This is a genomic window from Erythrobacter sp. W36 (assembly GCF_057364935.1).
Genome location: NZ_CP200281.1, coordinates 1596761 through 1617247, shown reverse-complemented (window position 1 = coordinate 1617247; position 20487 = coordinate 1596761). Strand labels below are relative to the sequence as shown.

General features: G+C 58.4%; 23 protein-coding genes. 12 read left to right on the top strand and 11 right to left on the bottom strand.

Annotated features, from left to right (window positions below; all coding sequences use genetic code 11):
* Positions 1-106: 106 nt before the first annotated feature.
* Both AC0V6U_RS07930 and AC0V6U_RS07925 read right to left on the bottom strand, forming a co-directional pair.
* A complete protein-coding gene (locus AC0V6U_RS07930) occupies positions 107-880 on the bottom strand; it encodes a thioredoxin domain-containing protein (RefSeq protein WP_472645616.1) in 774 nt (257 codons plus the stop codon).
* Positions 877-1455, bottom strand: coding sequence for a DUF721 domain-containing protein (locus tag AC0V6U_RS07925; RefSeq protein WP_472645615.1), 579 nt, complete (start codon positions 1453-1455; stop codon positions 877-879). Before AC0V6U_RS07925 ends, AC0V6U_RS07930 begins: the two co-directional genes overlap by 4 nt.
* A gap of 41 nt (positions 1456-1496) precedes the next feature.
* On the opposite strand from AC0V6U_RS07925, the gene AC0V6U_RS07920 reads away from it, so the two are divergent.
* Positions 1497-2579 (top strand): A/G-specific adenine glycosylase, encoded by a 1083-nt coding sequence (locus tag AC0V6U_RS07920; RefSeq protein WP_472645614.1) that lies wholly within the window; start codon positions 1497-1499, stop codon positions 2577-2579.
* Between the two features lie 13 nt (positions 2580-2592).
* On the opposite strand, the gene AC0V6U_RS07915 is transcribed toward AC0V6U_RS07920, so the two are convergent.
* A complete protein-coding gene (locus tag AC0V6U_RS07915; protein ID WP_472645613.1) occupies positions 2593-2814 on the bottom strand; it encodes a hypothetical protein in 222 nt (73 codons plus the stop codon).
* Between the two features lie 114 nt (positions 2815-2928).
* Between AC0V6U_RS07915 and AC0V6U_RS07910 the strand changes: the two genes are divergently transcribed.
* The 4 genes from AC0V6U_RS07910 to AC0V6U_RS07895 are packed head-to-tail and all read left to right on the top strand — an operon-like array spanning position 2929 to position 6764.
* Positions 2929-4236: a serine hydrolase domain-containing protein gene (locus AC0V6U_RS07910; RefSeq protein WP_472645612.1), complete on the top strand. Its 1308-nt coding sequence runs from the start codon at positions 2929-2931 to the stop codon at positions 4234-4236.
* Between the two features lie 5 nt (positions 4237-4241).
* Positions 4242-5174 carry an NAD(+) diphosphatase gene (gene nudC / locus AC0V6U_RS07905; RefSeq protein WP_472645611.1) on the top strand — a complete coding sequence of 311 codons (933 nt, stop codon included), beginning with the start codon at positions 4242-4244 and terminating at the stop codon, positions 5172-5174.
* On the top strand, positions 5171-5884 hold the full coding sequence (locus AC0V6U_RS07900) for a DsbA family oxidoreductase (RefSeq protein WP_472645610.1): 714 nt from the start codon (positions 5171-5173) through the stop codon (positions 5882-5884). Before nudC ends, AC0V6U_RS07900 begins: the two co-directional genes overlap by 4 nt.
* Positions 5885-5900: 16 nt before the next feature.
* Complete coding sequence (locus AC0V6U_RS07895) at positions 5901-6764, top strand: DUF1295 domain-containing protein (RefSeq protein WP_472645609.1); 864 nt, start codon at positions 5901-5903, stop codon at positions 6762-6764.
* Positions 6765-6783: 19 nt separating this feature from the next.
* Here AC0V6U_RS07895 and AC0V6U_RS07890 read toward each other — a convergent pair whose 3' ends face one another.
* Together AC0V6U_RS07890 and mgtE are read right to left on the bottom strand one after the other, a co-directional pair.
* On the bottom strand, positions 6784-7179 hold the full coding sequence (locus AC0V6U_RS07890; protein WP_472645608.1) for a DUF1489 family protein: 396 nt from the start codon (positions 7177-7179) through the stop codon (positions 6784-6786).
* A gap of 31 nt (positions 7180-7210) precedes the next feature.
* On the bottom strand, positions 7211-8674 hold the full coding sequence (gene mgtE / locus AC0V6U_RS07885; protein WP_472645607.1) for a magnesium transporter: 1464 nt from the start codon (positions 8672-8674) through the stop codon (positions 7211-7213).
* Positions 8675-8805: 131 nt separating this feature from the next.
* On the opposite strand from mgtE, the gene AC0V6U_RS07880 reads away from it, so the two are divergent.
* Positions 8806-9267, top strand: a complete 462-nt coding sequence (locus AC0V6U_RS07880) for a peptidylprolyl isomerase (RefSeq protein WP_472645606.1) — start codon at positions 8806-8808, stop codon at positions 9265-9267.
* Positions 9268-9290: 23 nt separating this feature from the next.
* Positions 9291-10232 (top strand): alpha/beta hydrolase family protein, encoded by a 942-nt coding sequence (locus AC0V6U_RS07875; protein WP_472645605.1) that lies wholly within the window; start codon positions 9291-9293, stop codon positions 10230-10232.
* A gap of 122 nt (positions 10233-10354) precedes the next feature.
* On the opposite strand, the gene AC0V6U_RS07870 is transcribed toward AC0V6U_RS07875, so the two are convergent.
* Positions 10355-10720: a hypothetical protein gene (locus tag AC0V6U_RS07870; protein WP_472645604.1), complete on the bottom strand. Its 366-nt coding sequence runs from the start codon at positions 10718-10720 to the stop codon at positions 10355-10357.
* Positions 10721-10966: 246 nt separating this feature from the next.
* Between AC0V6U_RS07870 and miaB the strand changes: the two genes are divergently transcribed.
* Positions 10967-12292 carry a tRNA (N6-isopentenyl adenosine(37)-C2)-methylthiotransferase MiaB gene (miaB, locus tag AC0V6U_RS07865; protein WP_472645603.1) on the top strand — a complete coding sequence of 442 codons (1326 nt, stop codon included), beginning with the start codon at positions 10967-10969 and terminating at the stop codon, positions 12290-12292.
* A gap of 13 nt (positions 12293-12305) precedes the next feature.
* Here miaB and AC0V6U_RS07860 read toward each other — a convergent pair whose 3' ends face one another.
* Positions 12306-13232 carry a hypothetical protein gene (locus AC0V6U_RS07860; RefSeq protein ID WP_472645602.1) on the bottom strand — a complete coding sequence of 309 codons (927 nt, stop codon included), beginning with the start codon at positions 13230-13232 and terminating at the stop codon, positions 12306-12308.
* 479 nt (positions 13233-13711) lie between these two features.
* On the bottom strand, positions 13712-14662 hold the full coding sequence (locus AC0V6U_RS07855; protein ID WP_472645601.1) for a hypothetical protein: 951 nt from the start codon (positions 14660-14662) through the stop codon (positions 13712-13714).
* Between the two features lie 260 nt (positions 14663-14922).
* Between AC0V6U_RS07855 and AC0V6U_RS07850 the strand changes: the two genes are divergently transcribed.
* From AC0V6U_RS07850 to AC0V6U_RS07835, 4 genes are all read left to right on the top strand, one after another.
* Entirely contained in the window at positions 14923-15969 is a 1047-nt protein-coding gene (locus AC0V6U_RS07850) for a PhoH family protein (RefSeq protein WP_472645600.1), read from the top strand.
* 12 nt (positions 15970-15981) lie between these two features.
* Positions 15982-16470 (top strand): rRNA maturation RNase YbeY, encoded by a 489-nt coding sequence (gene ybeY / locus AC0V6U_RS07845; RefSeq protein ID WP_472645599.1) that lies wholly within the window; start codon positions 15982-15984, stop codon positions 16468-16470.
* Positions 16471-16561: 91 nt separating this feature from the next.
* A complete protein-coding gene (locus AC0V6U_RS07840) occupies positions 16562-17440 on the top strand; it encodes a hemolysin family protein (protein ID WP_472645728.1) in 879 nt (292 codons plus the stop codon).
* An 81-nt stretch (positions 17441-17521) separates the two neighbouring features.
* A complete protein-coding gene (locus AC0V6U_RS07835; protein WP_472645598.1) occupies positions 17522-18406 on the top strand; it encodes a LysR substrate-binding domain-containing protein in 885 nt (294 codons plus the stop codon).
* Positions 18407-18436: 30 nt separating this feature from the next.
* On the opposite strand, the gene AC0V6U_RS07830 is transcribed toward AC0V6U_RS07835, so the two are convergent.
* From AC0V6U_RS07830 to AC0V6U_RS07820, 3 genes are all read right to left on the bottom strand, one after another.
* Positions 18437-19309: a lysophospholipid acyltransferase family protein gene (locus AC0V6U_RS07830; RefSeq protein ID WP_472645727.1), complete on the bottom strand. Its 873-nt coding sequence runs from the start codon at positions 19307-19309 to the stop codon at positions 18437-18439.
* A 37-nt stretch (positions 19310-19346) separates the two neighbouring features.
* A complete protein-coding gene (locus tag AC0V6U_RS07825; RefSeq protein WP_472638410.1) occupies positions 19347-19769 on the bottom strand; it encodes a Fur family transcriptional regulator in 423 nt (140 codons plus the stop codon).
* A 218-nt stretch (positions 19770-19987) separates the two neighbouring features.
* A complete protein-coding gene (locus AC0V6U_RS07820) occupies positions 19988-20422 on the bottom strand; it encodes a Ros/MucR family transcriptional regulator (RefSeq protein WP_472645597.1) in 435 nt (144 codons plus the stop codon).
* Positions 20423-20487: the final 65 nt, after the last annotated feature.

Genomic DNA, 20487 nt, shown 5'->3' with positions numbered 1-20487 from the left:
GGAACAGGCGGAAAAGTCCCCTGAGGGCCGCTTGTTCACAAATGTGTGGGTTTGCCGTCAGTGAAGGCATTGTAGAGCCGAGATTGTCCCGAAATCATACAGTTCATCAGTCAAAATGGCTTTCGCCGAGCTGAGGCTCTTTATCAGCGTCTGTTTTGGACTTGATATGCGCGACCAAAATCGGCTCCAGCGAGCGCCATTCATGCACATCCTCCTGCAATTCACCGTCGATTGCAAAGCTGGGGGTGCCTTGGATGCCAAATTCTCCTGCATCGTCGACGGTGTTCTGCATTAGCTGCTGAGCCATCGCATCGTCGGCCAGACACGTGTCGACCTCAATCGCGGAATAGCCGCGCTGCTTGATCATCTTGTCGGTCAGGCCAAGCGCGCTCGACATGTTGGCGCGGGCGGCGCGATCACCGCGGCCCCAGATCGCTTGCTGAGACTGAGGCGCGCCCGCAGCACGGGGCAGCCAATCCCCTTGCGAGCGCATAAACATCGTGTGGTTGCCCTTGAACTTCTCAGGAGCCCCGCAGGCGGCCAACATCGAAATCGTCAGGTCCAGCGCATTGCGGATGTAGGGCCTGATTTCAAAGCGCAATTTGCCCGGCGAGATGAAGGCGATGTCGAGCACTGGGTCGCCTTGCTTTGTGAAGGTCGCGCAGTGCCCGCATGTGTAGCTAACAAATTCGCTGAGCAGCGTTTCAGCCTCAGGATTGCCGATGATGTGCCCATCTTCGGTTTGCTCAGCGGCGGTGTGCCATGGTCCTGAGCGCGTCTGCGTCTCAGAATTCAACTCTTGCGCAGCGGCTGGCGCGCTCGACGCCACCAACGCCATTGCAAAGCCTGCACTAAGGCTGGCTGTCTTAAGCAAATTCACTTCTCGTCTTCCCCACTTTTCTCGCCGTCACTGAGCGTGCGGGCGAGCGATTCCAATACTGTGCGCAGTTCAGGATCGCCAATATCGCGCAGGCTGTCTCCCAATTCCATCGGGATCGGCTTCAGCGATGGCGGCGCTTTCGCAGGTTCTTTGGCATGGGTTGGCTTAACCGCGCCTTGCCGCAACTTAATGCGAGAGACGGCCTGATATCCGAAAAAGCGGTTCACCCGCTCCATAATTTCCGGGATCACTTGCTGGATCAGCGGGGCATGGGCGGGCACAACCACCAATTGCAAGATGCCGTCTGCTTTTTCGCCCGGCGGGAAGCGCAAGGCCTCTGGACTGCACACTTTGGCGTGGTGTGGACCCACAATCTCTGGCCAGCGTGTGACGACGGAGCTTTGCACAAAGCCGAAGCGGCGAAAGGCCGTGCGGCCAATTTCCGGCATCAGCTCGCCAATCGGCTTGGCGCCCATGCCGCGTTTGCGCATGTATTTGCGCCCCGCGGTCTTGCGCGGTGTCTTGGAGGGATATTTCCCCGGCTTTTCACCGCCTGATGATGCGTCTTTGCTCAATGCCCATTCCGATCTGGCTCAGCCTTTGCCATAGCCGTGGCGTGACCGCTAGCAACAAGCATCAATCTTCCCCGAATGTGGGCGAAATATCCGGCGATCTGCTGGATTGGTACGACACCCATGCGCGCAAGCTGCCGTGGCGCAATCCGCCGGGTGTCGCGCGGCCCAAAGATCCCGCCTGGCCATATCGGGTGTGGCTATCTGAGGTGATGCTGCAACAGACGACCGTTGCGGCGGTGAAGCCCTATTTTGCGAAGTTCACGGAGACTTGGCCGAATGTTGAGGCGCTTGCGGCGGCCAGCGAAGATGACGTCATGGCGGCATGGGCGGGGCTTGGCTATTATTCGCGCGCTCGCAATCTGGTGAAATGCGCGGGCGAGGTTGCGGCGCGGGGCGGCTTTCCGAGCACCGAGGCGGAATTGCTCAAACTGCCGGGGCTGGGCGCTTACACAGCGGCGGCGATTGCCGCGATAGCCTTTGGCGAGCGGGCGGTAGTTGTGGATGCCAATGTGGAGCGCGTGACCGCTCGGCTGTTCAATATCACCGAGCCTCTGCCAGCAGCGCGCAAGGCCATTCGCGAGTGCGCGGATCAGATCACGCCGGATACGCGGGCAGGCGACTTTGCGCAGGCTATGATGGATTTGGGATCGAGCCTGTGCACGACAAAAGCGCCCAAGTGCCTGCTGTGCCCGCTCGCCGATCATTGTGCTGCGCGAAAGGCTGGTGAGCCGGAGCGTCTGCCAATAAAGCCCCCCAAGAAGGCCAAACCAGAGCGCATCGGCACAGCCTATTGGATTGAGCGGGGCGAGGGCGCCGCGCGCGAAGTTTGGCTCGTCAAACGTGAAGGCACTGGGATGCTTGGGGGAATGCGCTCGCTTCCCGACAATGGCTGGAGTGCGCGCCAAGACGGTAAAGACGCACGTCCGCTAAGCGGCAAATGGCGCGACCTTGGCGCTGTTCGGCATACATTCACGCATGCGCACTTAACCCTGACGCTCGAACGTTACGAGGGCGAACAGGCCCCGAGTGGCACCGGCGAATGGTGGCCGCTTGACCGCCTAGAGGACGCGGGTCTGCCGACCTTGTTCGCCAAGGCCGCGCGGCTGGCGCTGGCACAGGACTAAGCCGCCGAAAGGATTAGATAATACCGCCGCCCAAAGTCAGCCGGACTGCCGCAATCAGCAGCACAACCAGACAGAAGTTTCGGCCGCTGTCCTTCGATGAAAGCGCGCCCACAACAATCCCGATCACAATCAATGGCAATGCCAGCCAATTGGCCCAACCCAGAAATGGGATTGTGGCTGGAATGACGATGACCAGCGAGAGCAGGCCGATGAGTATAGAAACAAAATTCAGCATGTGTGTTATATGACTATGACACCTTAAAGTTTCAAGGCCCAAATCAAGTCTTAATTGACCACCTACCCTATCTCGCGCAAACAGCGCGCAATCAAAGTTTGGAGAGACCCCCTCATGGCATTTCGCGAATTTCACTCTGGCCCGACCTCGCGCCGGGCTTTGCTGCGCGGCGGCGCTTATCTGGCCGCTGGCAGCGCACTGGCGACTTTGCCACTTGGCCGGATCGCGCTGGCCCATGACGTAAGCGAAAGCTGGCCGAATGTGTCGGCGATGATCAAGAACTATGTCGATACCCGCAAGGTTGCCAATATGATGGTGACTTTCGGCAATGCCCAGGAAGATCACGCGCATACGGTCGGCGGCGGCACTTTGTCTTTGCAAAGCAACAAGCAGGTCGATGAAAATTCGCTCTATCGCATCTATTCCATGACCAAGCCGATCACCGGCATGGCGACCATGATGCTGATCGATGAAGGCAAGCTGGGTCTGGACCAGCCACTGGGTGAAATCCTGCCCGCCTTTGCGGAAATGCGGGTGCTGAACAATCCCGAAGGCGCGCTTGACGACACCGTTCCAACTGAGCGCCCGATCACGATCCGCCATCTGCTGACCCACACCGCTGGCATTGGCTATATGATCACCAGCAAGGGCCCTCTGCTGGAGGCATTTGCCGAGCAAGGTCTGGTTGGCGGGCGGGTTAGCCGTTTCCCTATTCCGGGTCTTCCCGAGGTGACACCAGCGCCGAGCCTTGAGGTTTGGGCGGACCGTTTGGCTGAGCTGCCGCTGATGGCGCAGCCCGGCACAAAATGGATTTACTCCGCCAGCATCGATCTGCTGGGCCGGGTAATTGAAGTCGCCTCTGGCCAAAGCTTTGAGAGCTTCCTGCAAACGCGCATCTTTGATCCGTGCGGCATGGCGAGCACCTATTTCACTCTGCCAAAGAGCGAAACGGGACGGATGACCGACAATTACGGGATCGCGGGCGGCTTCCCAATCCCAATCGATCCGGGGGCCAATTCGATCTATCTCGATGTGCCGACCGTCCCATCGGGAGGCGGTGGCCTCATCAGTTCGCCAAAGGACTATGACCGGTTCCAGCGTATGCTGCTGGGCATGGGGACACTCGACGGCACCAAGGTGATGAGCGAAGAGGCGGTGCGAATTGGCACCTCCAACTTGCTGCCCGATACGGTCGACACGTCGGATTCGTGGATCGCTGGTGAAGGACACGGTGCGGGCGGCCGCAGCGTCGGCACTCAGTTTGGCTGGGGCGGGGCGGCTGGCACGCTCGCCAGTGTCGATTTCGGCACGCAAATGCGCGTCGCCTTGTGGACGCAATATATGCCGACCACCGCGTACCCGATCCGCAAGGAATTCTTGACCGCACTCGAAACCGATATGCGCAGCAGGACAGGCGGCTAAACCGGATGCACAAACCCGTCACCGCGCCGAGCGTTCTCACCACTGGCCCGATTGCGTTTGCAGGTTCGCCGATAGACCGCGCGGATCACATTCGGGTCAATAAAGAGGCCTTGGGCGCGCGGATGGATTGGCGCGCCAAGGTTCTGCTGCTCGATGGTTTGCTGCCGCAAATCGATGAGATGGGCGGCCTGGTCTGGGGCACTTTGGCCGATGTTCCGCAAGAGGCGGAATTGGTGTTTCTGGGCCTGATGGATGACAAGGCCTGCTTTGCCGCCGTGCCAGAACAAGGCGCGACGGGTCCGGCCTATGCCATGCCGCGCGCATGGCAGGCTATTCAGCAGCTTTCCCCGCCTGATCTGGCGATTTACGGCGGCGCGCGCAGCTTGGTCGACTGGCATGCACGCCACCGTTTCTGCGCTAATTGCGGACAGCCAACCAGCCCCGCGAAGGGTGGCTGGCAGCGCAATTGTGCACCGAAAGACGAGGGCGGCTGCGGCGCGCAGCATTTCCCGCACACCGACCCGGTCACCATCATGCTGGTGGAGAACGAGGGGCGGCTGCTCCTTGGGCGTCAGCCGCGTTTCCCGCCGCGCAGTTTCTCTGCGCTGGCTGGCTTTGTCGAACCTGGTGAGACCATAGAAGAGGCCGTCGCGCGCGAAGTGCATGAAGAGGCGGGCCTGCGCGTGCGTGATGTCGAATATATCGCGACCCAGCCTTGGCCATTTCCCAGCCAGCTGATGATCGGTTGCTATTCGCAGACCGATGAAACCGAAATCACGCTCGATGTCGAAGAGCTGGAGGAAGCGCGCTGGTTCACCCGCGACGAGGTGGCGCAGGCACTGGCCAATCCCGGCAGCGAGGACACCGCGTTTTCCGCGCCGCCTCCGGCAGCGATTGCGCATAGTCTGCTCAAATGGTGGCTGGAGAAATCGCAATGAGCGCCGCTGATCAACTGACCATCGACATCTATTCCGATGTAATGTGTCCGTGGTGCGCGATTGGCTATGGCCAATTGACCAAGGCCTTGGATGAGCTAGGCGGAGAGATCGAGGCGCAAGTCCGCTGGCGCCCGTTTGAGCTCAATCCTGACATGCCTGAGACGGGCGAAGAGCAAGAGACGCACCTCCAACGCAAATATCGCCGCTCCGCCGAAGAGGGCGCGAAAATGCGCGGACAGATGAGAGCGATTGCCGAAGGGGCAGGGGTCTCACTCGCCTATGAAGGCGAAGACGCAGACAATGCGCCGCCAGCCATGATGTGGAACACGCGCGCCTGCCATGTGCTGCTGACCTGGGCATTGGAGCAGGCCGGTCCCAAAGTGCAAACCGAACTGAAGCTCGCTTTGTTTGCCGCCCATTTCAACCACCGCCGCAATCTGTCAGACCGCGATGTCCTGCTCGATATCGCCGCCAGCGTCGGCCTGCACCGCGAGGCTGCCAAGGCGGCCCTGAGCGACGAGACGTTGATCGCGGCGGTTGAGGCCGAGGAGCGCCAAGCGTGGGATCTCAACATTTCAGGCGTCCCGGCGATGATCGTGAATGGCAAGTTCATGATCCCCGGTGCGCAAGCCCCGGATGTCTACGTCAACGCGCTGCGCCGAGTGGCGATGAAAGAGCGCGAAGCCGCCGGGGAACCGAGTTCTTCCTAAGCCGTTCGGAAACCTTATGAAAAGCATTCTAGTTGTCATCGTCGTCACGATCTTCGCATTTGGTTTCGCTGCCTTAGCGGGCACGGGCAGTGTCGAGGCGTTCGGATATTCCGCCTTTTTCCTGTGCGCAGTCCTTGCAATGGCGGTGAACTGGCTGGTTTTTATCCCGTCCGCCGCAGCGAAGTCAGACAAGTTTTACGACACCATCGGCGCGGTCACTTACCTGTCGGTCACAGCGTTTGCCGCTTGGGCCGCATGGCCGCTTGATTGGCGCGGCATTGTGATCGCCGTAATGGTCGCGATCTGGTGCATCCGGCTGGGCAGCTTCCTCTACATCCGCATTCACGCCATGGGCGGGACCGACAGCCGGTTTGAAAAGATCAAGGTCAATCCTGCGCGCTTCCTGGTCGCATGGACATTGCAAGGCCTGTGGGTGCTGCTTACGGCATCGGCGGCGCTGGTGGCGATCACCGCAACGGACCGCGCACCAATCGGTGTGTTCTTCTGGCTGGGCGCCGCGGTTTGGCTGCTAGGCATTGCGTTTGAAGCGGTCGCCGATGCGCAGAAAAGCGCGTTTAAGAAAGACCCTGCGAACAAGGGCAAATTTATCAATGTTGGCCTATGGAAATGGTCGCGCCACCCGAACTATTTCGGCGAGATTACCCTTTGGACCGGCATCTTGATCATGGCGCTGCCGGTTCTGTCCGGCTGGTCTTGGTTGGTGGTGATATCGCCGATTTTCGTCACGCTATTGCTCACCAAGGTGAGCGGTATCAACCTGCAGGAAAAACAGGCCAAAGAGCGTTGGGGCGATGATCCAGCTTATCAGGAATATCGCAAGAACACGCCCGCGCTGATCCCGAGCCCGCCGAAGGGGTGATGCGCCGGGTTTAACCCCGCTAAATCAGGCCCAACCGTTCCAGCTTGTCGGCGAGCTTGCCCGGCAAGACATCGCCAGCATCTTCGCCCTCAGCCAGATCGGCGGGTGCGTTTTCTTCTTTGAGATAGCGCCAGCCTTGATGCGCGCGTTTGCGCTGTTGGTGGACGCGGATCAGCTTCGCCTCTAGCTCAATGTGCCAGCGCCCATCGCCAGTTTCAGAGAAGCAAATGATCGGCGAGCGCGCGACCAGCGAATGGTTCAAAATCCAGAACAGCGATCCGCCCACCATTTCCGCATGGCGGGTCGGGCGATATTTTGTGGTCAGCAATTTGGGATTGGGGCTATTCTCATACCAACCGGCAAGGTCATCCCAGCTTTTCGCGCCGAACGCGATCTTGGTCATGTGGAGCGGCATGGGGGCTAAGATAGGGCGCTGAGCGAATTGCTCAAGCGGCCGGAACCAATCCACTCACAACTGCGAGGCCGAGGAACGCTAAAAAGCCCATCGAGTCGGTGATCATCGTTACAAAGACGCTGCTCGCAACCGCCGGGTCCTGGCGCAGGCGCTCGAAAATCACCGGCACCAGCACACCGGCCAGCCCCGCGACCACGATGTTGATGATCATAGCTACTGCGATCACCGCGCCCATCATCGGGCTGAACAGGAAGGCGGCGGCAATCCCGATAAGCACAGCGATGGTCGCGCCGTTGAGGATCGCCACGCGGACCTCGCGCCACACCGTGCGCCAAGTGTTGGCGCGGGTCAGCTGATTGGTCGCTATTGCACGCACGGCCACGGCCATGGTCTGCGTGCCCGCATTGCCGCCAATGCTTGCAACGATCGGCATCAGCACAGCGAGGGCCACGAGTTTCTCGATCGCCGCTCCAAAGAACGCGATGATCGCGCTCGCCACCACGGCTGTGCCAAGGTTCGCGACCAGCCAGCGCACCCGGCTGGAATAGGCCTCTCTGATCGGTTCGTTGATGTCGCCATCGCCCGCGCCGGAGAGCAGCAGGGCGTCCTCGCCCGCTTCTTCAGAGATAATGTGGACGATGTCATCCACCGTCACCTGCCCAACCAAACGCCCGCTTTCATCGACAACAGCGGCGGAAATCAGCGCGTATTTCTGAAACATCAGAGCGACCTCTTCCTGATCCGTTGTCACCGGGATCAAGGTTTGGTCGCGCTTCATCAGATCGGTCAGCTTGATATTGCGCGGGGTGGTGAGGATCCAATTGAGCGCGCAGGTGCCGACCGGATGGTGGCGCTGATCGACAACGAACACCTCCCAGAAATCATGCTCTAGATCGCCGGTTTTACGCAGAAAATCAATGAGGTCGCCAACCGTCATATGCTCAGGCACCGCCATGAAATGACGGTTCATCAGACGCCCGGCGGTCTCCTCTGGATAGGACAGAGCGCTGGTGACGGCGGCCTGCGTCTCCGGCTCCAGCTCGGCGATGATGGCGCGCTGGTCGTCCTCGTCCAAATCTTCGAGCAGCTGAACCGCATCATCGGTCTCTAGCTGCTCGGCAATGCTCGCAACCGCTTCCGGTTCGAGCGCCTCCATCATGTCTTCGCGGACGTGATCGTTGAGCTCGGCCACCACCTCGCTCGACATCAGATCGCTCATCGCGCCCGCTAGGCCCTGCCGTTCGTCAGAATCGAACAGTTCGAGCAAATCGGCAACGTCAGCCGGGTGCAGCGGCTCGACCAGCTCGTGCAGAGCGGTGTTGTCTCCGCTCTCAAACGCGCGCCGCACAGAGCGGACAAAGCGCGGCTTCAGCCGGTTTTCTTCATCGTGCCGCTCATCATCGATCCGGTCGTCCGGGCGCGCGCCATCATCACCGCCATCTTGCGGCAGTTCAGCGACCAACAGGTCTTCATCAAGGCGTGCATCATCAGACATTTGCGCAAGGTCTAGGCTGCGCTGCTTCAAAAGCAAGCGTGTAGGGGCAGCTGGCCCACCGCTATGCTGGGGGGTGACTCGGTTTCAGATATGCGTATAGCGAGGGCCAAATTCATCAGGAGACACTTTACATGGCCGAAACACTCACATTCACCCTCGACTGCGGCGATGGCAAAACCGGCGATGTCGTCATCAAACTGCGCGCGGACCTGGCACCTGGCCACGTTGAGCGCATTTCGGAACTGGCGGCCGAAGGCTTTTACGATGGCGTCATTTTCCACCGCGTAATCGACGGGTTTATGGCGCAAGGCGGCGACCCAACCGGCACCGGCATGGGCGGCAGCGACAAGCCTGACCTGAAGGCAGAGTTTAATTCAGAACCGCACGTTCGCGGCACCTGCTCAATGGCGCGCTCGCAAATGCCAGACAGCGCGAACAGCCAGTTCTTCATCTGCTTTGGCGACACCGAATTCCTCGACGGGCAATACACCGTCTGGGGCCAAGTGACCGAAGGCATGGACTTTGTCGACGCACTGCCAAAGGGTGAGCCGCCTGCGAGCCCGGGTAAGATCGTCAAAGCGACGGTCGCTTAAGCTAGCACGAGACAGGAGATCAGGTGACGCTACGCCGCGCAGCATTAGCATTCTTGCTGCTCACTTTGAGCGGCTGCGTCACCTATCCTAACATCAATCAATCGCGCAGTCCGTGCCGGATGGATCCGGGCGGGTGGTGCGACTTTGTGCGTGAGGCGGCGGAGGTCAGCTACCCTTACGCTCTGGCCGCGACCAATGCCTATGTTGGCGACAGCGACGTCTACGCTGAGCTCGGCAACTCTCTGGTTCGATTGGAGCGTTTGCCGATCGAAGAAGACGATGCAGACACCGGATTTGATTATCAGGTTTTTGCGCAGTTCACGCCTATATCTGGTGATGCCCCGCGCGATGCCGATGAGCGCACACCCGATGCCTATATCATGGCGTTTCGCGGCACCGACTTCGATGGCCCGGCAGATATCTTTTACGGCACGGTTCGCGATGATCAGCTGGAGCTGGCACACAAGTATTTTGACCTAGAGCGCGCGCGTTTTGACGAAGACGCAAAGTGGATCACAACGGGCCATTCGCTGGGCGGAGCATTGGCGGCGGAAATCTCGATCCGGCACGCGGATGTGAAGGCGTGGATGTTCAACGTCTCGCCATTTTACCGCGGCAAATCCATGGTCAATGACGGCAATCGCACGGTGATCAATGAACGCGGCGAGGCGCTCAGAAGCCTGCGAAAATTCCGCGCGGCCCCCGCGTCCGACCTATTCGTAATCAATTGTACGCCGCAAGCGGGCCGTTTCACCAAGCATAAGATCCGCCCGCTGGCCGACTGCATCACGTGGATCGCCGCTTATGAGAGCAAGGATGCCCTGAGCGTCGTCAAAGCGAACGACGTGCGTAAACCGGCGGTTGAATGCGGCGATGACGGCAAAAAGCACCCAGGCCCCGGCGCCGCGCAAACCGAGCCATGCGTGCATATCGCGCGCCGCGATGAGGATGATGCCGACGAGTGATTGAATGCGGCGCGTATTCCCGCAAAGCGCCGTTTGGGGCCAAGCGGCTTGAAGCCATCAACTATTCTGACCCTCCGGCAAAAGAGCTAACCGCTAATTGCTTTCTGGCGCTGTTGCCAAGGTTAAGCAAACTCTGTCCAGAACTTGCCTCCTTGCAAAATTGACAGGATTACCCCGACCGCACTTATACCGGCCATTCCGCTAAGGCAGAAAAGCGCCCTGTTTTTTGTTTTTTGACTGAAGATCATCACAGCAATCATGCAAATAATTAGAATGGTGGCGAAAGCTGCGAGACCTGCTTCTAGACTGATGGAACGTGGGAGAAACGGTTCCAGTATCGCCACGGCTGGCAGGATGAGGATCGCGCCGATAACGTAAGAGGCGTTTGTGACAAACACCAAAAACCAAAATACGATCGTCAGGCTCCAAGCAAGTAGGACCTCCTTTGAAATCATCTCATCCAAGGGATCAAAGTCCGTGAAACTCATCTAATAACTCCGAAAATCAGAAGTTAGTCCTAACAATTCTGGTTTAATGGATAGTGAAAAGACTGTCGTTGAGGTAGTGTTTTTTGCCTTAATTCATTGAACCCTTGCTTACTTTCTCGGATTAAGCGTTGCCCTCGAGAGTGACGAGAAGCCGCAGCCCAGATGCGGACGTCCACGCGAATTCGTTTGTCTCGGCCGTACTTCGTTGCTCGACACAAGCGGATTGGCCAACTAAAGCGCGCTGCGATGAAACCGACTAACCCTCCCAAAACGTACCGCGTCAAAAACTTCGGCTGCCAGATGAACGTCTATGATGGCGATCGGATGGGCGAATTGCTGAGCGAGCAAGGCATCACCCCCGCGCCAGAGGGCGAGGATGCTGATCTGGTCGTGCTCAACACCTGCCACATTCGTGAAAAGGCGGCGGAAAAAATCTATTCCGACATTGGCCGCCTGACCAAGGGAAAGACGCAGAAAAAAGCGCCGATGATTGCGGTCGCTGGCTGCGTCGCTCAGGCAGAGGGCGAAGAGATCATGGCGCGTGCGCCTGCGGTCTCCATGGTGGTTGGCCCGCAGGCCTATCACCGCCTGCCAGACATGCTGGACAAGGCCGTTAAGGGCGAGCGTGCGACCGACACCGATATGCCCGCGATTGCGAAGTTTGGCGCTTTGCCAAAGCGCCGGCGGACCGCGCCCAATGCGTTCCTGACGGTTCAGGAAGGCTGCGATAAGTTCTGCACCTATTGCGTGGTCCCCTACACGCGCGGCGCGGAGATTTCGCGTCCGTTCAGCGATCTCACCGAGGAAGCGCGCAAGCTGGTTGATGCCGGAGCGCGTGAGATCACGCTGCTGGGGCAGAATGTGAACGCTTGGAGCGGCGAGGATGATGCGGGCAGGGCGGTTGGTCTGGCCGGACTGATCCACGATATTGCGCGGATCGATGGGCTTGAGCGCATTCGCTACACCACATCGCACCCGAACGACATGGATGATGCGCTGATCGAGGCGCATGGCGAAGTCGATAAGCTGATGCCGTACCTGCATCTGCCCGTGCAATCGGGCAATGACCGCGTGCTAAAAGCGATGAACCGCTCGCACACCGCTGAGAGCTATCTCAAACTGCTGGAGCGGTTCCGCAAAGTGCGCCCCGACATCGCTCTATCAGGCGATTTTATCGTCGGTTTCCCAGGCGAAACCGATGCTGAGTTTGAAGATACGCTGAGGCTGGTCGACGAAGTCCGCTACGCTCAGGCTTACAGCTTCAAATACTCACCGCGCCCCGGAACGCCTGCCGCGACGATGGACAATCAGATCGCGAAAGAAGTGATGGAAGAGCGGCTGGCCCGCCTACAAAACGCGCTCAGCCGTGATCAAATGGCCTTCAACGCCGCAAGCGCGGGCAAGACCTGCGACGTTCTTGTTGAGCGTAAGGGTAAGCTGCCCGGCCAATGGCTCGGCAAATCGCCGTGGCTGCAAAGCGTGTGGTTCGAAGGCGATGTGCAAATCGGCGACATGGTCCGCACGCATATCGTCGAAGGTCGCCCCAGCTCACTGCGCGGCGAGCTGGTCTAAGACTAGCATCGGCTCACGGCTGAGCTTGAGCCAACTCCATATTGGCAGCGGTTGCCGCGATGCTGCTGTAATATCTTTTTGGCGGGGCATTGCGCGACTTGCTGTAAAGCCCAGAGATAAGTGCCTCATCGAAGACGGTCAGCCCTTCTGGCGCGGCATCGTCCTGAAACAACGTGAGGATCGTTTGCGCGGCGAGAATGTTATCCGCGTCGATCTCGCCAGTCGAAGCAAGCGCGCGCATGGTCGCGTAATCGGCCAATTGCTGGAGCGTTTTTCCATTGGCACTGACTAGTTCGATCAGCACGGCGGCTGACCTAATCTCTGTGGTCGTTGGGTTGCGCAACCGCGAGGTAGAGCGCAGGCGGTTTTGCGCTTGCTGGAACCTGCTGTAACTCCTCTCAGGGATCGGTATCCCGTCTGCGCTTCGTATTTGTATGGTGTTCCAGGCGCGAACAGGGTCCTCTTCTTCAAGGACCCAAATCCGCTGATAGCTGAGCAGATGACTGAGTTCGTCGGAATCGTAAGTAAGCCAATCCACCGGCTCGCCCTTTTCGGGTGGAATGAACTCCACCAGCACATTGTGGATGCAAGGGGCCGAGGGATCGCGGCGGTTTGCGCCTAGTCGAGCGGCATTTTCCTCGATACGCGCTTTTATGACTTTGGCTGCATCATCGGGCAGGCCGACGATTTTTGGACAGATGGCCTCGAAAAAAGTCCCGACTGTGCGGCCCCGCCGAGGCATGCGGAAAATCTCCGTGATCATTTTCTTCAATTCGCGCTGCCGGTCCAGCTTAGTGGCCGGGGCCTCGACCACAATCGTGACCTGATCTTCTGCTGCGCTCGTTTCCGATTGATCGGTCGAGGGCTGGGCGGCTTCTTGCGCGTGGTAGCTCGCAGGCGTTCCGATCAAGATCCCAGCGCTGATCAATAAATCCAGCATAACCATCGTTTTTTCACTCCACCAAAGATCCCAAACGCTCTCCGAAAACATAACTGACGCTGCGGCATTTGGCGAGGCCCGGCTTTTTCCGCGGAATGATACCAGCATACTTGCTTTGTGTCTGAACCAGCTACCCTTTTCGATTCGAGCAAAAGCCTAAGTGCAAAGGATCCTATGGGCCGCAGACCTTCTGATACAATCGATTCGGCGGCATTGCCCGCGCCATTTTTCTAAGCTGAGTGCGACGCTCTCGCGGTTCGACCGGGGCAGTGACACAATTCCATTCTCGGCTCGTTCTTGCTGCTCCGCTGGCGCAGGTTGAGTGGCTGCCTTGTACTCACATCAGGCAACTTGATCAGCGCATGAAACTCTCTCTGTTTTTCACTATCTGTGATGTGCCAAGCACTCGCAATCCCGCGTATCCGGCTCACCTACTAAGCTGACCAAATAGAGAAGACTGCAAGCGATAAGCGCGTCAGCTACTCCGCGCTCTCAAGGTCAACACCAAGCTCATCCGCAAGTAACTTGCGATAGGAGCTTGATGTGGCTTCATACATTGCTGTGTAACGCGCGGATGCGGGAAGGCTGTAAAGCCCTTGGAGCATCGCCTTATCAAACCGGGACAGCTCAGGTGGCGTTCCAATTGGATCGGTGAAGAGCGATAGGATCGTCGAGAATTGCGGCGGCGAATCTTCCTCCGCCTCGTATGTTTGAGCGAGCAAACGCATGGTCGCAAAGTCAGAAAGCTGCGTTAAAGAAGCGCCGTTCAACGCATCTATGTCGAACAGAACAACCGACATGATCATGTCGCGCCGAACCGTATCATTGAGGCGGCCGCCAGAGGTTTGCTGATTGAGAGCCACGTCTCGTCCGGCGCTTTGTCCGCCACCCGTTCCGCCATCAATGCCAATTTCAATCGATTGGAAGGGCTGGCCATCTCGGCCGCGGCTTTGCACCACATTCCATGAACGAACTGCGCTCGCGCCTCTTTCTGCACGGGCGAGCTGGTACTTTTTCAGATCGCCAAAGACATAGCTGTGCTCGTCTTTCAAGCGTTCAAAATCCGTTTCAACATCCTTGACGATTGCTACAAGAGCGTTTGGTGCGCAGCCTTCTTCAGCCAGTTTGACACCAGCCTCTTCAGCATTCGCTTCAATGCGTTGCTGGATGACTTTCGCAAATCGTTCGGAAATGTTCCAAGTCGTCAAACATAGGGAGTCGAAATACCGTGCGACCGGTGCACTTGTGCGTGTCGGGCGGATCAGAGCTTTGCTCTGGTCTTCGATCTTTTCCTGTTCTTTCTCCCAAGCCTCGCCAATCACGACGATTGAGTTTCCTTCAGCGGGCGTCTCGTTTGATTGCGCTGTAGCAGGTGCGGCACATAAGGCTGGCAGCGTTGCCCCGATAATAGCTTTGGCCAAAGTGCGCATAAAACCTGCTCCAATTGTGTGTTCGCTGATGAATCATTTGCTTAAGATAAATATGCTCGTGGCCGCCAATATCAATCGACCAAGAGCAATTGACGACCAATGAAACGCATGATTACTCATGATTTGAGACGTTTGGCGTCATAAGCAGCCAGTATCTGTGAATTGAGACTTTCCACCGTTCGTGCGGCGAGGGATGCTTGCCATCGCGCACATCTGGCTTACCTTTACGACTCAGGCAATTGGCACAGACAAAGGATCCTATGGGCCGCAGACCTTCTGATACAATCGATCCGGCGGCATTGCCCGGTTCCATCAATGCTGATGATGCATCGGCGGCTGACGCCCAAGGCGCGAAGGCAGAGCTGAGCTTTGAAAACCAGTCGCTGCTTGGCCCCTTGTTTGGACAGTTTGACGCCAATCTGGTGCAGGTCGAAAACCGGCTGAGCGTGATGATCCATGCGCGCGGCGATAAGGTCCTGATCGAAGGGCCAGCCGATAATGTGGCGCGGGCAAGGGAAACGCTGACCACGATGTATGACCGGCTGGCTCAGGGGCAGGAGCTGGATGCTGGAGCGATTGAATCGCTGATTGCCATGTCGCATGAACCCACGCTGGAGGGGATTATCTCAGGCGAAGAGAAGAACCCGCCGATCATGATCCGCACTCGGCGCAAGACGATTGTGCCGCGCTCTGCCAATCAGATTCCCTACATGAAACAGCTCTCGCGAGATGAGCTGATCTTTGCGCTTGGCCCGGCGGGCACGGGCAAGACCTATCTCGCGGTGGCACAGGCGGTCAGCCAGCTGATTTCCGGCAGCGTCCAGCGACTGATCCTGTCGCGCCCAGCGGTGGAGGCGGGCGAAAAACTGGGCTTTCTGCCCGGTGATATGAAGGAAAAGGTCGATCCTTATCTGCGTCCGATTTACGACGCGCTGTATGATTGTATGCCGCCCGAACAGGTGGAGCGCCGGATCGCCAGCGGTGAGATTGAGATCGCGCCGATTGCGTTCATGCGTGGACGGACTTTGGCCGATGCCTTTGTGATCCTAGACGAGGCGCAAAACACGACGCGTGAGCAGATGAAGATGTTCCTCACTCGGTTTGGCCAAAACAGCCGGATGGTGATCTGCGGCGACCCGCGCCAAGTCGATATTCCCGGCGGCGACCGCATGTCCGGCCTGGCCGATGCGGTCGACCGGTTGGAGGGCGTGGACGGCATCGCTGTTACGCGCTTTACCGCAGCGGACGTGGTGCGGCACCCAATCGTGGGCCGCATCGTTGAGGCCTATGAAGGCCCGGGCGCGTAAGTTCTGAGCGCCATGCAACTCGACATCGACATTGAAGATTGGCCCGCTAGCGAGTGGGAGGCGCTGGCTGAACGTGTCGCAGAAGCGGTCCAGGGCGTGACCGAAGAGCTCGCCAATCCGCGCCTCAGCGTCAGCCTGCTGTTCACCAACGATGCAGAGGTGCATTCGCTCAACCGCGAATGGCGAGACCGGGACAAGCCGACCAATGTGCTGAGCTTTCCCATGCTGGCACGTGAAGAGCTGCTAGTGCTCGCAGAAGACGGCCCGCCAGAAATGCTCGGCGATCTTGCCCTGGCGCATGAGACTTGCGCGCGCGAAGCGGAGGATAAAGGCATCAGTGTGGAGGATCACACTGCCCATCTGATTACCCATGGCCTGCTGCATCTGGCCGGATATGACCACGAAACATCTGACGAGGACGCCGACGCAATGGAGGCTCTGGAAATTGCAATCCTTGCAAAAATGGGTATCGCAGACCCATATGCTACGCCCAGCACTTAAGGAGCACTCCCGCGAAGGGCCCAAAAACTGACAATGCCCGATTCTCAATCCCCCGCCGGAGACGCGGACAGTAGCAGCGGCGTCCTCAGCAATCTGGGGACCGCATTTCGAAAACTCATCGGCGCCGAGCGACGGTGATCGCTCTTTGCGCGCGCAGCTTGAAGACGCGATCGACGAGCACGAAGACGAAAACCACGATGATGACCGCGAGGATAGCGGCAATGGCAATGGCGATCTCTCGCCGGTTGAGCGCCAAATGCTGCGCAACTTGCTGCATTTCAGCGAGCATGACGCCGATGACGTCGCCGTTCCGCGCGGCGAGATCATAGCGGTTGATGCCTCGATTAGTTGGGAAGAATTGGTCGCCAGCTTTAGCGAGAACGGGCACTCACGCATGCCGGTCTATCGCGAGACGCTCGATGAAGTGATCGGTATGGTGCACATCAAAGACGTGTTCCCATACCTTGCCAACGGCAAACCACCGCCAAAGGATTGGACGACCCTGATGCGTCAACCGATCTATGTGCCGCAAGTGCGCGGCGCGCTCGACGTGCTGGCCGATATGCGCGCGCGGCGTGTGCACCTGGCGATTGTGCTCGATGAGTTTTCCGGGACTGATGGCCTCATCACGATTGAGGATTTGGTCGAGGAAATCGTCGGCGATATCGAAGATGAGCACGATGAGACACCAGAGGCGCTGATCGTCGCGATTGGTGAGGGCATGTGGGATTGCGATGCCCGCGCGGAGCTCGACGATGTGGCTGAGCTGGTCGATCCGCAACTCGCCGAGGTTGAAGAATCGGTCGACACCCTGGGCGGGCTCGCCTTCGTCTTGGCAGAGCAAGTGCCATCGGTCGGCACGCGGTTGGAACATCCCAGCGGCTGGCGGATTGAAGTAACAGCGGCGGATGAAACACACGTTAAACGGCTGCGTCTGCACGCCCCGGTACGTGAGGAAATAACAAGCTAGCTAATAATTATTCGCAGTTAGTTCGATTTTTTGCATCTTTTCTGCTGGTCATGCGTAGCTCCTTATAACAAGGAGTTAGACATGCCATCCCGCCGACTACCCCCACTTCGCGCACTCGAAGCCTTCATGCGAACTGTGCGCCTTGGTTCTGCCCGTGCTGCTGCTGAAGAGATCGGGCTTAGCCCGTCTGCTTTGTCGCGCCGGATCAGCAATTTGGAAGAATTCGTCGGTAAGAAGCTCTTCACGCGCGCGCGGCAATCCATGCAGCTGACCGATGAGGGGCAGGCGTTTTACGAGGCAGTGAATCCGCATCTCGAATCGCTCGCGCGCGCGGTAGAAAGCCAGTCGGACAATATCTCGCTGCTGCGCCTAAGGCTCGGCGTGCTGCCCCTGTTTGGCAGTCAGCGCCTGTTCCCGAGGCTCGGCGAACTGCGCAAGCGGCACCCTCTGCTGCACATTGACATTGATACCGGCCCGCATTTGGAAGACCGGGTGGGTGATACTCTAGACGCGGCGATTATCCTGTCGCGCGGTCCGGACACCGGCCTGCATGCGGTGCGGCTCGACCACAATCTGGTCCATGCGATTTGCAGCAAGGAACTCGCTGCGGCGATTGGCACAAAGGTCGATCAGGAAGCGCTCGAGAAGCAGACCTTCCTCATCCACAATGAGCTGCCCGCGAGCTTTGAGGCGTGGAAGAAGGCGCTGGGTATGGAGGACATGGATCCTTCCGCTATCGATCATTACGATTCGGGACAGTTGATGCTGGAAGCCGCTGCTCAGGGTCTAGGCGTGGCGATCATGCATGACGATCACTTGCGCCGCGCGGCCGACAGCCGCTTGACTGATCTGTACGGCCTCGAGGTCGAAAGCCCTTACAGCTATTGGTTTGTATGCAAGCCAACGGCGCTGGAGCTTCGCCCGGTACGCCTGTTCCACGATTGGTTGGTGCGCGCGGGGCTCTAATCTCGCGCCGTATTTTCCACCGAGGGCGGCTTACTCGGCCTTCTCAACCGGCTTTTCACCCTGCGCCTCGGCGATACGCTGCGCCTCTTCTGGCGCTTCGTATCGGATCGGGTCGACGGTGTGGCGGAAATCGCGCAGCGGCTTGCCGAGAGTCTCCAGTAGAGCTTCCTCAATCCGGCGCCGCGCCTCTGCGCCGATCTTCTTGCGTCCGCGGTAATCCTCGGGGCTGAAGGGCTCCAGAAAGTTCAGCCGCAGCTTAAAGGTGCCGCGCCGTGACAGCACGCGTTTGGCATTGTTGAGGCCCGTTTCATTGCCGATCCAGCCAATTTCCTCGGCCACTTCGCCGTAGTCGAGCAACACAGGCTGCACCATGACGCCGGGCGGCGGCGGCTCCAGCACGCTGAGCATGCTCGTCTTGAAAGGGAGCAGTGATTGCCCATCGGTGGTCGTGCCTTCGGGAAACACGGTGACTGCCCAATTGTCCGACAGCGCTTCTTTCAACGCGTTAATCTGCTCTGCCACGCCCATGCGGTGCTCGCGTTTTACAAACACGGTGCGGTTGAGCGATGCGAGCCAGCCAACCAAAGGCACCTCGGCCAGTTCTGCTTTGGCGACGAATGCCGTCCCGCAGGCCCCAGCCATGGACAGAATGTCGAGCCAAGACATGTGATTTGCGACGTAAAACACATCGCGCTTCAAATGCGTGCCGACCACTTCGACCCGTGCGCCTGATGCCCAGGCGGCATAGCGCAGGAAGTACATCGGGATCGGCGAGCCGTAGGCGAATACCCGCCAAATATAGTGCAGCGGCACACAGACAATCAGGCCAATCACCAACAGGATCGCGCGGTAGGTGAGCCGGAGCCAGCCCATTGCTGAGAGCGGTGTCGTCTCGCCTCGCATCGCGGCTAGGCGCCGCTCCCGGTCGAGCGTTTCGCGTCTAGTCGTCACGAGAGAGGCGAACCCCGTAGAGTTCCATCCGGTGGTCAACCAAGCGGTAGCCCAAACGCTCAGCGATCTGGCGTTGGAGCGATTCCACTTCTGGATCGACAAACTCCACCACTTTGCCGGTTTCAACATCGATCAGGTGATCGTGATGCGCCTCTGGCACAGGTTCATAGCGTGATCGGCCATCGCCGAAATCATGCCGGTCGAGAATGCCGGCTTCTTCAAACAGTCTCACCGTGCGGTAGACGGTGGCAATGGATATCTTTGGATCAATCGCAGAGGCGCGTTGATGCAGCAGCTCTACGTCAGGGTGATCATCGCTTTCCGAAAGGACGCGCGCGATAACGCGGCGCTGTTCGGTGATGCGCAAACCCTTCTCTGCGCATAATTGTTCAAGATCGATCTTTTGCTGCACTTGTTACTCCGCCAGCTGTGCCGCCGCTGTTATTGCTGTGTTAGCCGCTATTTGCGCCGTTTCCTATCGGATATGCGCGCGGTCAGCCCCGCTTTAAAGGGGGCGGGCGGATTGCTCAAGTCAGGCTGGAATAGGGCGGGCATAACCTTTGAAAGCGCCCCAATTGGAAACCAAGCGGGCCAGGGCAGGAAAGACCAACCCAGGCCCGCTTCGCTCCATTACTTCTTACGGCGACCGCGGCCCTTTACAGGCTTGCGGCCAAGCCCGATTTTCTTGGCCAGATCGCGGCGTGTTTCCGCATAGTTAGGCGCCACGAGCGGATAATCGCCCGGCAATTCCCAACGCGCACGATATTCATCAGGTGACATATCGTGTTCAGTTGAAAGGTGCCGTTTCAGCATTTTCATCTTCTTGCCGCAATCGAGGCAAACGATGTGATCTTTCTTGACTGAAGAGCGAATTGATACCGCAGGATCAGGGCGCACTTCTTCTGGTGCATCTGCTTCGCCAAGGCCTGAAAGGGCCGTAAATACGTTCGTGATGAGCGAAGGCACGTCATCAACTGACACGTCATTATTGCTGACATGCGCAGCCACGATATCGCTGGTCAGCGTTATCAGTGTTTCCTTCATCTCGATTTGCAAGTCTTCCATTAGAGTTCCTCATCTCTTTTTTGTTCGGATTTTTCCGATAAATTCGACATGAACCAGCTCCTGTT

Excerpts from the sequence above, each read along its gene's own strand:
- AC0V6U_RS07895 (WP_472645609.1), top strand. The coding sequence starts at position 5,901 with ATGAAAAGCATTCTAGTTGTCATCGTCGTCACGATCTTCGCATTTGGT.
- miaB (WP_472645603.1), top strand. The coding sequence starts at position 10,967 with ATGAAACCGACTAACCCTCCCAAAACGTACCGCGTCAAAAACTTCGGC.
- AC0V6U_RS07910 (WP_472645612.1), top strand. The coding sequence starts at position 2,929 with ATGGCATTTCGCGAATTTCACTCTGGCCCGACCTCGCGCCGGGCTTTG.
- AC0V6U_RS07835 (WP_472645598.1), top strand. The coding sequence starts at position 17,522 with ATGCCATCCCGCCGACTACCCCCACTTCGCGCACTCGAAGCCTTCATG.
- nudC (WP_472645611.1), top strand. The coding sequence starts at position 4,242 with ATGCACAAACCCGTCACCGCGCCGAGCGTTCTCACCACTGGCCCGATT.
- ybeY (WP_472645599.1), top strand. The coding sequence starts at position 15,982 with ATGCAACTCGACATCGACATTGAAGATTGGCCCGCTAGCGAGTGGGAG.
- AC0V6U_RS07915 (WP_472645613.1), bottom strand. The coding sequence starts at position 2,814 with ATGCTGAATTTTGTTTCTATACTCATCGGCCTGCTCTCGCTGGTCATC.
- AC0V6U_RS07870 (WP_472645604.1), bottom strand. The coding sequence starts at position 10,720 with ATGAGTTTCACGGACTTTGATCCCTTGGATGAGATGATTTCAAAGGAG.
- AC0V6U_RS07820 (WP_472645597.1), bottom strand. The coding sequence starts at position 20,422 with ATGGAAGACTTGCAAATCGAGATGAAGGAAACACTGATAACGCTGACC.
- AC0V6U_RS07890 (WP_472645608.1), bottom strand. The coding sequence starts at position 7,179 with ATGCCGCTCCACATGACCAAGATCGCGTTCGGCGCGAAAAGCTGGGAT.
- AC0V6U_RS07900 (WP_472645610.1), top strand. The coding sequence starts at position 5,171 with ATGAGCGCCGCTGATCAACTGACCATCGACATCTATTCCGATGTAATG.
- AC0V6U_RS07830 (WP_472645727.1), bottom strand. The coding sequence starts at position 19,309 with ATGCGAGGCGAGACGACACCGCTCTCAGCAATGGGCTGGCTCCGGCTC.
- mgtE (WP_472645607.1), bottom strand. The coding sequence starts at position 8,674 with ATGTCTGATGATGCACGCCTTGATGAAGACCTGTTGGTCGCTGAACTG.
- AC0V6U_RS07850 (WP_472645600.1), top strand. The coding sequence starts at position 14,923 with ATGGGCCGCAGACCTTCTGATACAATCGATCCGGCGGCATTGCCCGGT.
- AC0V6U_RS07855 (WP_472645601.1), bottom strand. The coding sequence starts at position 14,662 with ATGCGCACTTTGGCCAAAGCTATTATCGGGGCAACGCTGCCAGCCTTA.
- AC0V6U_RS07880 (WP_472645606.1), top strand. The coding sequence starts at position 8,806 with ATGGCCGAAACACTCACATTCACCCTCGACTGCGGCGATGGCAAAACC.
- AC0V6U_RS07860 (WP_472645602.1), bottom strand. The coding sequence starts at position 13,232 with ATGCTGGATTTATTGATCAGCGCTGGGATCTTGATCGGAACGCCTGCG.